Genomic DNA, 13,102 nt, shown 5'->3' with positions numbered 1-13,102 from the left:
AAAGGGGATTATTTTCATGATTCAGAAATGTGTTTCTGTAGTGATGCTCATGGGATTATGCAGCGGGATCATTGGCTGCTCCAACGCTGCAATGACAAAGAAGGAGCAGACGTCCGTTCAAACCCCTGTCGCAGCGACTACCCCAGTGCAGACAACAACGGAAATTCCTTCACAGGTACCGTCCAAACCGGAAGACCCTCCTTTGGTTCCGCCACAAGACATCAAAGTGACACTGATGGCCGTAGGCGACATCATGGTTCATCAGGAACAGCTGGAGGCGGCTTGGGATGCCAAGAGCAAAACGTATGACTTTGCCCCCTTTTTCAGCAAAGTGACCCCGATTTTTCAAGAAGCGGATTGGGTCATCGGCAATCTGGAGACCACGTTGAGCGGCAGCGCTTCCCGCTATACAGGCTATCCGGAGTTCAATACACCGGAATCGCTGGCGCTCACTTTGAAACAAGCCGGCTTCACCGCTGTGACTACGGCCAACAACCACTCGTTGGACCGCAGGGAAGCCGGGGTGCTGAAAACCATCGAGCATCTGGATCGTGCAGGATTGGCCCATACCGGTACGTTTCGCAATCCATCAGAGCGAGACGAGCCGCTCTTTTTGGAAAAAGACGGCATCACTCTGGCAGTCCTTGCGTATACCTACGGAACCAACGGGATTCCCATACCGAAAGGAAAGCCGTATCTCGTCAACCTGATCCAGCCGCAGCTGATCAAGCAGGATATTGCGAGGGCGAGAGCGTTGGGAGCCGATTTTGTGGCAGTGGCTCTCCACTTCGGTGCCGAGTACCAGCGAATGCCCAACGACAGCCAGCGAACCATCGCCGATCTCTGTCTGCAGTACGGGGCAGACCTCATTCTCGGCGCCCACCCGCATGTCGTTCAGCCTTACGAATGGCGGACTGTCACATTGGAAAACGGTCAGCAGCATACGGGATTCGTGGCGTACTCCCTCGGCAATTTCATCTCCGCACAGCGGCGGGACTACAAGGACGTCGGAGCCATTTTGAAGCTGACGCTTGTCAAGCGGGCGACAGGAGAAGCCAAACTGGAGTCGGCGGAGTTGATCCCCACGTATGTTCACTACTATCGAAAAGACGGCAAGCGGAAGTACGTCGTTTATCCGCTGCCGCAGACGCTGCAGGCCGTGAATGTCACCAAGGATCCGATGCTGACGAAGGATTTGCTTGCCTATTTGAAACGCCTGTACAAAGAGATGACCGTTCATGTCCTGTCGCTCACCGCAAAAAAGAAAGCCAGCTGAATGCTGGCTGTTATTTTTTGCCGAATCCAAAAGGCAGATGAATCTTCAGTTGCAGCTTCAGCTCTTCATTGGCCATGGTGATCCCCTCCACCTGAATGTTGGGGGAAATCAGCTCCGGATAAAAGCCGAGATCGTACGCTTTTTCCATTTCTTCAATCGTAGACTGCGGAAGGGCAAAACCGTCAAAATAGAGCTGATTGATGTGGAATTTCAACTGTTTGGGCGACACCAATTCGTAGTTGCCGACGATCCGCAGGCGCATGTGGTCGTACGTGCCGTCGACGATCAACTGATTGTTGTCAAACTGAAAATGGGATTGCTTGAACAGTTCGTCCTTGGACACAAGGAACTGGTTAAAGTCTTGCTGCCTGATCGTAAATGTGTGGGAGAACAAGCTCTCCGATTGAATCCGTTCCGGCGTGGCCAACTCCGGAATTTGCGACATGACATTGGCCAGCATGCCAAAAAAGGTCTGAAAAGCGGGGAGTCCGCGGTTGCGCCAATCCACAACCAGATGGTCCATCAGCGATTCGACGCTGGTGGAATCGGACAGTTTTTTCACGTTCTGTTCTTTTTCCGCCTGAATGGCCAGCATCTCAGCCAGCTGCTGTTCGTAGTTGGCGCGCAGTTCCTGCAGCGCGACCAGTCGAGTCTGCTTGTCTGTCTGCAGCACGGCCGCTTTGGTCCGTTCCGCCTGGTACGCCTCCAGTTTGGACATGTCGCGCTGATATAACAGTTGGAGAAAATCAACCAACAATAACAAATTGCTGAAATTTTCCGTATCAAACAGCAGGGAAAGCAGGGAGACGCGTTCGCCGGTATAGTAGGCACGGGCTACGTCGCCGGCGTGCCGCCGCATCGCTTCCATCACCAGCTTCTGTCGCGCAAGCTCCAGGTCCAACCGGGCTATATCTGCCTGCAGCCGGCCCTCTTCCTCTTTAATCAGCGTGAGAGTGCGCTCCAGCTCCTTTTGTGTGAAGTGCTGCTGCAGAATCAGCTGTTCCAGAGGAAGCCCCTCCTGGGCACTTGCCGTGAACGGAAAGAGCGTCAGCGAAAGAACGAGCAGGATCAGTAGGCCATTGCGCATAGTTTCACCTTTTGCTTTCTTGATTGGATAGGGAGTCAAATGGTAAAATGCGGGGGCATCCAATTGGGAGACTCCTCTTTACATTGTATGTTGCTGCCGTGTAATTATAGCCTTACACTACCACATTTGGGGATCACAGGAGAATAGGTTTATGGAATTGACTTCAATCATACGCGAGGAAATGGAACAAAACGAACAGAATGCCATCCCGTTTGTCCGGTTTATGGAGTTGGCCCTGTACCACCCGCAGTTCGGCTACTACACCTCAGAACGGCCAAAAGTGGGGAAAGAGGGCGACTTTTTCACCAGCGCTTCGGTTCATCCTGTGTTTGCCGAGACCCTGGCCGACAAGATCATAGACATCGTCCGGGCACAACAGATAGCAAACCCGACGCTTGTGGAAATTGGCGGAGGAACGGGCATGCTGGCCAAACACATCACAACGCGGATGGAACAGACGGCGCCTGATCTCTGTCACCGCTTGAAGCTGATTTTGATCGAGACAAGTCCCTACCATCGCCGTCTGCAGGCTGAGGCCCTGCGCGGGTTTGCCGGCCGTGTGAACCTCTACTCCTCCCTGAAGGAAGCTGCTGATTGCGAACGGGTGGAAGGTGTCGTGCTGTCCAACGAATGGCTGGACGCTTTTCCGGTGCACCTGGCGGAGAAAACGGCGAGCGGTTGGAGAGAGGTATGGGTAACGGGTCAGGATGAGGGCTTTGCGGAACAGATCGGGAACTTGACACCCGAGCTGGCAGAGTATTTGCACAGCGCCAAACTGAAGCTGCCCGCAGGTATGCGGATCGAGGTCAATCTGGGGATGAGGCAGGCGATTGCTGACGTCTCACGATTGCTTCTCCGAGGGGCGGTCATCACCATTGACTACGGGGACACGGAAGAGGAACTGTATCATCCCAGCCGAAAGCGCGGTACGCTGATGTGCTACCATCGCCATACGGCCGATGACAATCCCTATGAAAGGGTGGGGGAGAAAGATATCACCGCACATGTCAACTTTAGCGCCCTGATGAAGTGGGGAATGGAAGTCGGTCTGGGAACCCTTGAATACATGCGGCAGGATCAGTTTCTCATCCGGAACGGCATTCTGGAAAAAGCGGTGGCACATACCGATACGGATCCCTTCACCAGCGAAGCGATGAAGCGCAACCGCGCGATCCAGCAGCTGATTTACCCCGGCGGCTTGGGCGGTATGTTCCGGGTGTTGATCCAGACCAAATAAAAAAAGATGCTCTGTATCAAAGAGCATCTTTTTTTACTGTATAAGAATTTATAAATTTGGACCTCCCATACAGCCGCTAGAAAAGTGTTCGGGGCCCCGCCCGGCGAAAAAAGGGACCCCACTCGGCTCAGCGATAGCTACCGCCGAGTGGGGTGAGAATAGCTAATGCCGGGTGGGTTTTTTTATTACAGAATCATTTGCAGCAAGGAATGCTCTTGGGTACCTACCGGCATCAAAAAGAACGTGTAGTAGGTAAATCCTACGAAAGAGATGAACATGAAACCGAAGAAGATGTTCAGGTACGCTCTTTCAGACAGGTTCATGTAGCTGAGAGCTACGAAGAAGGCAGTCAAACCAAAGAACAAAAGCGCCATCGGGAACAATTTTCCCCAGAACGCCATCAGTGCGATCACGAGCGTCCAAAAGCCGAGCACGCGGTACATGCGATCCATCTGAATCCCTCCTTTTAACAGCATATCGGCAAGATTTTCAAGATTCCTTCCCCATTATATCGGACACGGACAGGTGTGTAAACGGGAAGGTATGACGGATTTATGACGAGTTTTAGACGGTCTGGGGAATGTGGATGACCGTATAATTGCAGGATTTGCAACCACCGAGCATGGACTCCTCTTCTCGTAATTCAATGTTTCCAAAGTACGCCTCAAATATTCCCGTCAACAGAGCATTGTGCATTTTGCAGACGCTGCTGGAAAAACGCTTGGCTGTTTCGGAAAAGGTGCAATTGTACACGCGGAAGCGGAGGCAGTTGTCACTCACATGTTCAATATCGGGCTTTAGTCCCTGGGCGACCACCAGCCTGTTGATGTGAGCCAGTTTTTCTTCAAACGAACTGCTGTTCAAATCCAACGGGTATTCCTTCATCGATCGTTTCGCCATCTCCATCCCGAGACGGTGCCCCATTTTGATCAGAGCCATCTCGCCCGCTTCACCCAGAGAAAGCAAGCTCTCAATGGCAATATCAGCCAACAGCTGGTAATCGCGGGGCGGAAACTGAAGGCTGACGACCTGGTCCGACAGCATGTAGAGTCGGCTTGGTCTGCCTCCCTTACCGGTTTTGTCGGAAATCGATTTCAGTAAATGGACATCTTCCAGTTTGCTCAGATGCAGCCGGGCGACGTTTGGATGGATGGAAAAGTGTTCGGCAACCTCTTGCACGGTAATGGGATCCTTGCTGGAGGCGACGTACTGGTATATGGAATAACGGGTGGGGTCAGCCAAAGCGCTTGTAACTTTCTGTGCATCGTAAACCAAGCCGGTACCCCCTTTTCTATTTCTGGTGTCGTATCAAGTGGAAATCACATTTAGTTTAGCCGATTTTTGGCTGGTTGTTAAGCTTGAAGTGTGCAAACGGCTGATTATGGGGTATTTTATATATTTACTACTATTGACATAGTGTTAATGTCAATTTTATAATCCCAGTAGGAAATGATTGTATATTAGCTTACCAAATGAAAGTTTCTCATAAATAGATGGGAGGGATAGCAAATGGCGGTTGCACAAAAAAACCAAACTCAGAAGTTGACGTTTTTTACTTATCCCAGCTGCACATCCTGTCGCAAAGCCAAAGCCTGGCTTGCGGAGAACGGAGTTACATACGAGGAACGGCACTTGTTCAAAAATCCGCCAACCGCTGAAGAGCTGTTGGAAATCATCAAAATGACAACGAACGGGATGGATGAAATCCTGTCTACGCGCAGCCAGCGTTTTCGAAACCTTGAGGTAGACATCAACGACATGACCGTCAGCGAGCTTCTGGAAATGCTAAGCGAGGAGCCGCAGCTGTTGAAACGGCCAATTCTGACCAACGGGGAACAACTGATCATCGGCTACAACCAGTCGGCTATGAAAAATCTTTTGTCTTAACCACGATCACGTGCTTTCTTCCACTGCAGCCACCTTCTCGACACCTTGGGGAGCGAAAATACGCTTCTCTTTTTTCTTGCCTGTCCGGACGTTAGAATGAAGAAGAAATGTCATTCGGTGGGGAGGATGGAGGCAAGTGAACACCGTACGGTTGGAAAAAAGGGAAGGAATGGCAGTCGTTACACTGGATCGGCCGCATGTTCGCAACGCGCTCAGCCTGGAGATGGTGGATGAGCTGCATCTTGTGTTGGATGCGTGCAGGCAGGATTCGCAGGTAAAAGTCCTGGTCATAACCGGGTCCGGTTCCAGCTTTATTTCCGGGGGCGATCTGGAACAGTTTATCGCCGTACGGGGCAAGGAACAGTCGCTTCCCTTGCTGACTAAGGCAGGGGAGTTGCTCACCGCAATCGATGCCATGACCAAGCCGACGATCGCCATGATCAACGGCGCTGCGCTGGGGGGAGGCTGCGAGTTTGCCGCCGCCTGCCACTTCCGGTTCGCCAGTGAAAACGCCGTGTTCGGCTTTGTCCAAATCGGGATGCACATCACCACAGGCTGGGGCGGCGGAACCCGATTGTTGGACAAGTTGCCGGAATCCCGTGCGCTGGCTTTGCTGTTGACAGGCGAACGCTTTGATGCCAAACAGGCGGAACAGATCGGTTTTATCGACGGGCTGTACCAGCCGGAGTGTCTTCAGGAAGAAGTGTACCGCTTCGCCGGCAAGATCGCGGCCCAGCCGCTGGAAGGCATCCAGGCGTACATGCGGATGCTGCAGTGGAAGCGTGCCGGGATGAGCCAGGCCGAGCGGATCCGACGGGAAATCGAGCAGTGCGCTGACCTCTGGGGCAGCGACGAGCACGTAAGAGTGGTTCAGCGCTTTCTTCGCAAGGGATAGTTCTGCTTGCTGCGCAGGTTCCTCCCGTTTAAACATTTCGTAGCTTGGACATACTTTTTCTAGTAGAAAGCGATTCTACGAGAGTAGGAGTATGCATAGGATGAACTACATCATCCTTTAAAGGTTACGGGAGGGACATCACATATGGTAGCTTCCAGACAGGACGCGTGGACAGAGGACGACGATTTGGTACTGGCAGAAGTAACGTTGCGCCATATTCGCGAAGGCGGAACACAGCTTGCTGCTTTTGAAGAGGTAGGACAGCGGTTGGGGCGGACTGCCGCTGCTTGCGGATTTCGCTGGAACAGTTCGGTGCGCAAGCGATACGATGCAGCGATTGCCATCGCCAAGGGCCAAAGGCAGCAGTTGAAAAAGCTGGGACGACTGCCCGTGCAAACGCCAGAACTGGGCGTGGAGAACGTTGAGGTGCAGCGAAGTGTCCAGACGGCTGAAGTGCAAGCGGCGGCTGCGGTTGCGGACGAGGAGCAGCAGATTGAAGCCGTGATCAAGCTTCTTTTGAACCAGAAGGAGACCATACGCCGATTGAAGCAGCTTGAACATGAGATGGAAGTAAAAGAATCGGAGATGAAAGAATTAAGAGAGGTCAACCAAAAGATGAAAAAGGAGTTGGAGGCGGTCCGGGGAGTGAATGACGACTACAAGGCCCTGGTGCAAATCATGGACCGCGCTCGCAAGCTGGTCTTCCTGCAGGAAGAAGGCGCCCCGAAGCCGATCTTTAAAATGGACTCCAACGGAAATCTTGAACGGGTGGAAAAATAGGCGTAAACAGAAAAGAAGCGGATCATTCCGCTTCTTTTTGTATTACTCTTGCAATCCGACACCCTGTGGAAGCCACACGTACGGGTTTTCGCCGCGGTCGCGGATCGGGTTGTACTTCACAGGGGTAAAGCCCATTTTCAGCCAAAATTCGTCGGCACGGCAGCGGGAGTTGGTCTTGATCGGGGCTCCGAAGCTTTTTGCATGGTTCACAAGAGCGGTGCCGTAATCCTTCCCGCGGTAGTCAGGCAAAACCTCAAGCTTCCAGAGTTCATAATAGTCCTGTGCCGGTTGGAAATAGCGGTCGTACTTGCCGTCGATCTTGTACAGGCTCATCCGGGCAACCAGACGTTCGTTGTGGTAAATGCCGTAAAACGGTGAGTCGGAATCGTTTTCCACGATATTTGCCTCCAGGTCCTCCTTCATGGAGAGTTCCTCCAGGCCAAATTCGCGGAATGCTTGAAACTCCTCCAGCGTCTTGTAGTTGATGCGTAAACGTTTTACTTCATACATAAATGATGCCACTCCTCCCGGGACGCTTAACGTTTCATCATTTCTTTCCTTTCATTATACACAATAAAGGTTGCAAATGCTCTATTTGTTCCAACGGAGTTTTAAGGAAATGATTTCGCTTGCATGGAAGATTTTTAAAAATTATCCTAGAACTATCGAAACAGTCGTGGCAAAATAGGGAGTAATGAAAGTATTCCGACGCTTTTTGTGGCTTCGCAGGGAAGTGACTCGACGTAGCATCGCCACGATGAAGCACCCTGCGGGCACCTGGATGTGGCTTCGCGGGGAAGTGACTCGACGTAGCATCGCCACGATGAAGCACCCTGCGGGCACCTGGATGTGGCTTCGCAGGGAAGTAACTCGACGTAGCATCGCCACGATGAAGGGAGAGTAATTATGCGTAAAGTGCTAATCGCAAACCGGGGAGAAATCGCCCGACGCATCATCCGCACCTGCCGCGCTCAAGGACTGGCGACGGTAGCCGTTTATTCGGAAGCGGACAAGGATCTTCCGTTTGTCCGCGAGGCGGATGAAGCCGTTCACATCGGACCCCCGCCAGTCCCGCAGAGCTATTTGAACATGGAAGCGATCCTTGCAGCCGCCAAAGCGACCGGCGCTGACGCGATTCACCCCGGCTACGGACTGCTGTCTGAAAATGCGGCGTTTGCCAAGCGGTGCCGGGAAGAGGGTATGACATTCATCGGGCCATCTCCGGAAGTGATCGCCCAGATGGGAGACAAGGTTACCGCCCGCAAAATCATGCGTGACGCCGGAGTGCCGATCGTACCCGGTTTTGAGGGCCAAATGGAGACAGCGGATGAAGCAGTGGAACGGGCAAACGAGATGGGCTATCCCGTGATGCTGAAGGCAAGTGCCGGAGGCGGCGGAATCGGCATGCAGGTATGTCACAGCGACGCAGAACTTCGCCAGGCATTCCAGTCGGCAAAAGGCAGGGCAAAAGCGTATTTTGGCAATGACACGATGTTTTTGGAGAAATATGTGCAAAATCCGCATCATATAGAAGTACAGATTGTCGCAGACGAGCATGGAAACGTCCTTCACCTCCTGGAGCGTGAATGTTCCATTCAGCGCCGTCATCAAAAGGTGTTGGAGGAGAGCCCGTCACCGTTCCTCGACGCGGATACCCTTGAGAAAATCTGCCAGGCAGCGGTTGCGGCAGCCCGTGCAGTTGATTACACGGGCGTGGGAACAGTGGAGTTTATCATGGACGATCGGAAAAACTTTTTCTTTCTGGAGATGAACACGCGTCTGCAGGTGGAGCATCCTGTGACAGAAGAGATGACCGGACTCGACCTGGTGGCCTTGCAGCTGGACGTCGCCCGCCATCAACCGCTTACGCTGCAGCAGTCTGATGTGAAGGCTCTCCGTCACGCGATCGAACTGCGCGTGTACGCGGAAGATCCTGTTACCTTCCTGCCGTCTCCGGGAAAAATCGAGCAGTATCAACCGCCAAAGATGGAACACGTGCGCATCGATGACGGGGTGGAAAGAGGGACGCAGGTAACGCCGTTCTACGATCCGATGATTGCCAAGGTGATCGTCTCCGGCGCTGACCGGAAGGAAACGATCGAGCGGGCCGTCGAAGCCATGCAGGCATTTACGCTTACCGGAATCAAGAACAACATCCCGTTCTTGCTGGAGGTATTGCAGGATGAACGGTTCCAGCAGGGCATGTACACCACGCAATTCGTGCAGGACAGAAAGAAGCAATCCCAATAAAGCGTGTTGAAAAAAGGAGAGAGTAACATGAAAAAGGTAACCGCTAACATGGCTGGAACCGTTATCAACGTATTGGTAAACGCAGGTGACCACGTATCCGCCGGACAGGACGTGATCGTGATGGAATCGATGAAAATGGAAGTGCCTGTCCAATCGGAAGCGGAAGGAAAAGTGGCGGAAGTGAAAGTAAACATCGGTGATTTCGTCAACGACGGGGACGTCATTCTGGTTATCGAATAGTTTTTTCTGGATGGAAACTGAGCGCTCGCTAGGTTTGGCAGGAGAGGAGATAGGTTCCATGCAGGTACACATTGTGGAGGTAGGTCCGCGGGACGGTTTACAGAATGAAAAGGAGATCGTGCCGACCGATGTAAAGATCGAACTGATCCAGAAATTGACGGCGGCAGGGCTAAAGCGCATTGAGGCCACCTCGTTTGTCAATCCGAAATGGATTCCCCAGTTGGCCGATGCGGCTGAAGTGCTGAACGGTTTGTCTGCCCAGCCGGGTGTGACGTACAGCGCGCTCGTGCCCAACCTGCGCGGGTTGGAACGGGCGAGGGAAACCGGGCTTAAGGAAGTGGCTGTATTCATGTCAGCCAGTGAAAGCCACAATCAAAAAAATATCAACAAGACGATTGACGAGACGTTTCCGGTGCTGGAAGAAGTGGTCCGCGAAGCGAGATCACTGGGAATGCGTGTACGAGGGTACGTCTCTACCGTGTTTGGCTGCCCGTACGAGGGCGAGGTGCCGCTTGACAAAAGTCGGCGGGTCACGGATGCTCTGCTGAAGATGGGTGTTTATGAAGTGTCCATCGGCGATACGATCGGCGTGGCAACGCCCAGGCAGGTGCATGAGACGTTTGCCGCGCTTGTGAAAGATGTTACGACTGAGCGCTTGGCCGGTCACTTTCACGATACGCGCGGGACGGGGTTGGCCAATGTAGCGGCCGCACTGCAGGAAGGCATCCGCACGTTTGACAGTTCCATCGGCGGGCTTGGCGGATGTCCCTACGCCCCAGGAGCGGCAGGCAATATCTCAACGGAAGACCTGGTTTACATGTTGTCAGGCATGGGTTTGGAAACGGGTGTCGACCTGGACGGGCTAACAGAAGCGGGAGCGTATATCCAGCATCAATTGGGCCGTGAGCTTCCGTCCAAAGTGCTGAAGGCGCAGTTGGCCGGCAAGTGCCCAAACTAACCGCAACGGAGGGGAAGCGGCGATGACGGTTCAATATCGGAAAGAAGGACAGATCGGCGTCCTCACACTGGAACGCCCGGAAGTATACAATTGCTTGAATCTTGAAACGCTTCAAACGATGCGCCGTCTGATCGGCGAAATCGTGTTGGACAAGGAGGTGCGCGCGCTCATTGTCACTGGTGCGGGCGACAAGGCCTTTTGCGCCGGCGCCGATTTGAAGGAACGGCGCACCATGACGGAACAACAGGTGCAGCTGTTCATCCGTACCATTCGCGATACCTTCAGCGAATTGGAAAAGCTGCCGAAGCCGGTCATCGCCGCGATCAACGGGGTGGCGCTGGGCGGAGGAACGGAGTTGGCGCTTGCCTGCGATCTTCGCGTCATGAGTGCGACTGCGCAGATGGGATTGACGGAGACGTCGCTAGGCATCATCCCGGGAGCGGGGGGAACCCAGCGACTGCCGCGTCTGATCGGCAAAGGCAAGGCAAAAGAACTGATCTTCACCGCACGCCGTGTGCAGGCGGACGAAGCGTTGGCCATCGGGTTGGTCAACCGTGTGGTACCGGGAGCAGAAGTGATGGCAACCGCCATGGAACTGGCGGAAGAGATTGCTGCCAACGCCCCGATCGCATTGGCTCAGGCCAAGTTCTCGATCGATTTTGGGCTGGAGGCGGATCTCGCCACCGGATTGGCCATTGAGAGCAATGCCTATCAGGTGCTGATTCCGACCAAGGATCGTCTGGAAGGACTGGAAGCCTTTAAGCAAAAACGAAAGCCCGTGTATCGCGGAGAGTAGAAACGCAGCATGTCTGCACACAGGAGGTCGTGTTATGAGCAATCATTTGGAAGATACCTTGCGTGAACGAATCGCCCAGGTGAAAAAAGGGGGCGACGAAAAATACCACGCCAAGCTGAGGGAACAAAACAAGCTGTTCGTCCGCGACCGGCTGAAGCTATTGTTTGACGACGAATTCATGGTAGAGGACGGCCTGTTTGCCAACTTCATGGCCGGTGATCTGCCGGCGGACGGCGTTGTCACTGCGATCGGAAAAGTGAACGGCCAGACCGTATGCGTCATGGCGAACGACTCCACCATCAAGGCTGGCTCCTGGGGAGCACGCACGGTGGAGAAGATCATTCGGATCCAGGAAACAGCGGAAAAGATGCGAGTACCGCTCATCTACCTCGTTGACTCGGCGGGAGCGCGCATCACGGATCAGCTGGAGATGTTCCCCGGACGGCGCGGAGCCGGCCGCATTTTTTACAACCAGGTAAAACTGTCTGGAAAAGTGCCGCAGATCTGCATATTATTTGGTCCATCCGCCGCAGGAGGAGCGTACATACCTGCGTTCTGCGACATCGTCATCATGGTGGATAAAAACGCCAGCATGTACCTGGGATCCCCGCGCATGGCAGAAATGGTCATCGGGGAAAAGGTAACGCTAGAGGAACTTGGCGGGGCACGCATGCACTGCTCGGTCAGCGGCTGCGGAGACGTGCTGGCGGCCAACGAAGAGGAAGCGATTCAGGCGGCTCGCCGTTACCTCAGCTTCTTCCCGGGCAACTATATGGAAAAACCGCCGGCGGCAGAGCCAAAAGCTCCCAATGCAAACGCCAAGGATATCGCGATGATCGTGCCGGAAAACCAAAACGCGCCGTTCAACATGCACGATTTTATCGATGCGCTGGTGGACGAAGGCTCCTTTTTTGAGATCAAGAAGCTGTTCGCTCCTGAGATCGTCACCGGCTTGGCGAGGCTGGACGGCAAGCCGGTGGGTATTGTAGCCAATCAGCCGCGGGTAAAAGGCGGCGTCCTGTTTGTTGACTCGGCAGATAAGGCGGCCCGCTTCATCACCTTGTGCGACGCCTTTCACATCCCGATTCTGTTCCTCGCCGATGTGCCCGGCTTTATGATCGGAACCGCCGTGGAACGTGCCGGCATTATCCGCCACGGAGCGAAGATGATTTCCGCCATGGCGGAGGCGACGGTGCCGAAGATTTCTGTCATTGTTCGCAAAGCGTACGGGGCGGGACTCTATGCGATGGCCAGCTCCGCATTTGAACCGGATGCCTGCCTGGCGCTGCCGGGAGCGCAAATCGCCGTCATGGGTCCGGAAGCGGCGGTCAATGCCGTATACAGCAACAAGATCCAGGCAATCGAGGATCCCCAGGAGCGCCAGGCGTTCATTATGGAAAAACGGCGTGAATACCAGCAGGATATCGACATTTACCTGCTTGCCTCCAATCTGATCGTGGATGGCATCGTACCGCCCGGTGAACTGCGGCGGGAATTGATCAACCGTTTTGACGTTTACTTAAGCAAGCGGCAGGTCTTTACCGACCGCAAGCATCCTGTTTATCCGGTATAACTGCATGGCTGCCGTTCCCGTTATGGGCGGCAGCCATTCTAAGTATATAAGACTTCCATGCCGCGTTCACGGCATCACTGATGAATGAAAATATTGTCAATACTGCTACTACGGCTGGCGAAG

The 13,102-nt window shown here is 53.7% G+C and carries 15 protein-coding genes; 11 read left to right on the top strand and 4 right to left on the bottom strand.

The window, feature by feature from the left end:
• Nucleotides 1–16 precede the first annotated feature (16 nt).
• Nucleotides 17–1,276, top strand: a complete 1,260-nt coding sequence (locus ACE99V_RS13870) for a CapA family protein (RefSeq protein ID WP_400491696.1) — start codon at nt 17–19, stop codon at nt 1,274–1,276.
• A 10-nt stretch (nt 1,277–1,286) separates the two neighbouring features.
• Here ACE99V_RS13870 and ACE99V_RS13865 read toward each other — a convergent pair whose 3' ends face one another.
• A complete protein-coding gene (locus ACE99V_RS13865) occupies nt 1,287–2,363 on the bottom strand; it encodes a hypothetical protein (RefSeq protein ID WP_400491695.1) in 1,077 nt (358 codons plus the stop codon).
• 151 nt (nt 2,364–2,514) lie between these two features.
• On the opposite strand from ACE99V_RS13865, the gene ACE99V_RS13860 reads away from it, so the two are divergent.
• Entirely contained in the window at nt 2,515–3,600 is a 1,086-nt protein-coding gene (locus ACE99V_RS13860) for a class I SAM-dependent methyltransferase (RefSeq protein ID WP_400491694.1), read from the top strand.
• Nucleotides 3,601–3,785: 185 nt separating this feature from the next.
• On the opposite strand, the gene ACE99V_RS13855 is transcribed toward ACE99V_RS13860, so the two are convergent.
• Together ACE99V_RS13855 and ACE99V_RS13850 are read right to left on the bottom strand one after the other, a co-directional pair.
• On the bottom strand, nt 3,786–4,052 hold the full coding sequence (locus ACE99V_RS13855) for a DUF2626 domain-containing protein (protein ID WP_400491693.1): 267 nt from the start codon (nt 4,050–4,052) through the stop codon (nt 3,786–3,788).
• 112 nt (nt 4,053–4,164) lie between these two features.
• Nucleotides 4,165–4,875, bottom strand: a complete 711-nt coding sequence (locus ACE99V_RS13850) for a helix-turn-helix transcriptional regulator (RefSeq protein WP_400491692.1) — start codon at nt 4,873–4,875, stop codon at nt 4,165–4,167.
• A 234-nt stretch (nt 4,876–5,109) separates the two neighbouring features.
• Between ACE99V_RS13850 and ACE99V_RS13845 the strand changes: the two genes are divergently transcribed.
• From ACE99V_RS13845 to ACE99V_RS13835, 3 genes are all read left to right on the top strand, one after another.
• Nucleotides 5,110–5,487, top strand: coding sequence for a Spx/MgsR family RNA polymerase-binding regulatory protein (locus tag ACE99V_RS13845; protein WP_400491691.1), 378 nt, complete (start codon nt 5,110–5,112; stop codon nt 5,485–5,487).
• A 136-nt stretch (nt 5,488–5,623) separates the two neighbouring features.
• The gene (locus ACE99V_RS13840; RefSeq protein ID WP_400491689.1) at nt 5,624–6,382 is read left to right on the top strand and encodes an enoyl-CoA hydratase/isomerase family protein; all 759 of its coding nucleotides are present in this window, start codon (nt 5,624–5,626) and stop codon (nt 6,380–6,382) included.
• Nucleotides 6,383–6,526: 144 nt separating this feature from the next.
• Nucleotides 6,527–7,162 carry an RsfA family transcriptional regulator gene (locus tag ACE99V_RS13835; RefSeq protein ID WP_400491688.1) on the top strand — a complete coding sequence of 212 codons (636 nt, stop codon included), beginning with the start codon at nt 6,527–6,529 and terminating at the stop codon, nt 7,160–7,162.
• 42 nt (nt 7,163–7,204) lie between these two features.
• Here ACE99V_RS13835 and ACE99V_RS13830 read toward each other — a convergent pair whose 3' ends face one another.
• Nucleotides 7,205–7,672, bottom strand: coding sequence for an N-acetyltransferase (locus tag ACE99V_RS13830; protein WP_400491687.1), 468 nt, complete (start codon nt 7,670–7,672; stop codon nt 7,205–7,207).
• A 184-nt stretch (nt 7,673–7,856) separates the two neighbouring features.
• On the opposite strand from ACE99V_RS13830, the gene ACE99V_RS13825 reads away from it, so the two are divergent.
• The 6 genes from ACE99V_RS13825 to ACE99V_RS13800 are packed head-to-tail and all read left to right on the top strand — an operon-like array spanning nt 7,857 to nt 12,979.
• A complete protein-coding gene (locus tag ACE99V_RS13825) occupies nt 7,857–8,066 on the top strand; it encodes a hypothetical protein (protein ID WP_400491686.1) in 210 nt (69 codons plus the stop codon).
• A 2-nt stretch (nt 8,067–8,068) separates the two neighbouring features.
• A complete protein-coding gene (locus ACE99V_RS13820; RefSeq protein ID WP_400491685.1) occupies nt 8,069–9,412 on the top strand; it encodes an acetyl-CoA carboxylase biotin carboxylase subunit in 1,344 nt (447 codons plus the stop codon).
• A gap of 27 nt (nt 9,413–9,439) precedes the next feature.
• Nucleotides 9,440–9,652: a biotin/lipoyl-binding carrier protein gene (locus ACE99V_RS13815; protein WP_400491684.1), complete on the top strand. Its 213-nt coding sequence runs from the start codon at nt 9,440–9,442 to the stop codon at nt 9,650–9,652.
• 58 nt (nt 9,653–9,710) lie between these two features.
• The gene (locus ACE99V_RS13810; RefSeq protein ID WP_400491683.1) at nt 9,711–10,610 is read left to right on the top strand and encodes a hydroxymethylglutaryl-CoA lyase; all 900 of its coding nucleotides are present in this window, start codon (nt 9,711–9,713) and stop codon (nt 10,608–10,610) included.
• Nucleotides 10,611–10,632: 22 nt separating this feature from the next.
• Entirely contained in the window at nt 10,633–11,406 is a 774-nt protein-coding gene (locus tag ACE99V_RS13805; protein WP_400491682.1) for an enoyl-CoA hydratase, read from the top strand.
• Between the two features lie 34 nt (nt 11,407–11,440).
• Nucleotides 11,441–12,979: an acyl-CoA carboxylase subunit beta gene (locus ACE99V_RS13800; RefSeq protein ID WP_400491681.1), complete on the top strand. Its 1,539-nt coding sequence runs from the start codon at nt 11,441–11,443 to the stop codon at nt 12,977–12,979.
• Nucleotides 12,980–13,102 lie beyond the last annotated feature (123 nt).

Source organism: Brevibacillus soli (genome assembly GCF_044759095.2).
GTDB lineage: Bacteria > Bacillota > Bacilli > Brevibacillales > Brevibacillaceae > JBIYSM02.
This window is presented reverse-complemented; position numbering and strand designations above follow the sequence as displayed.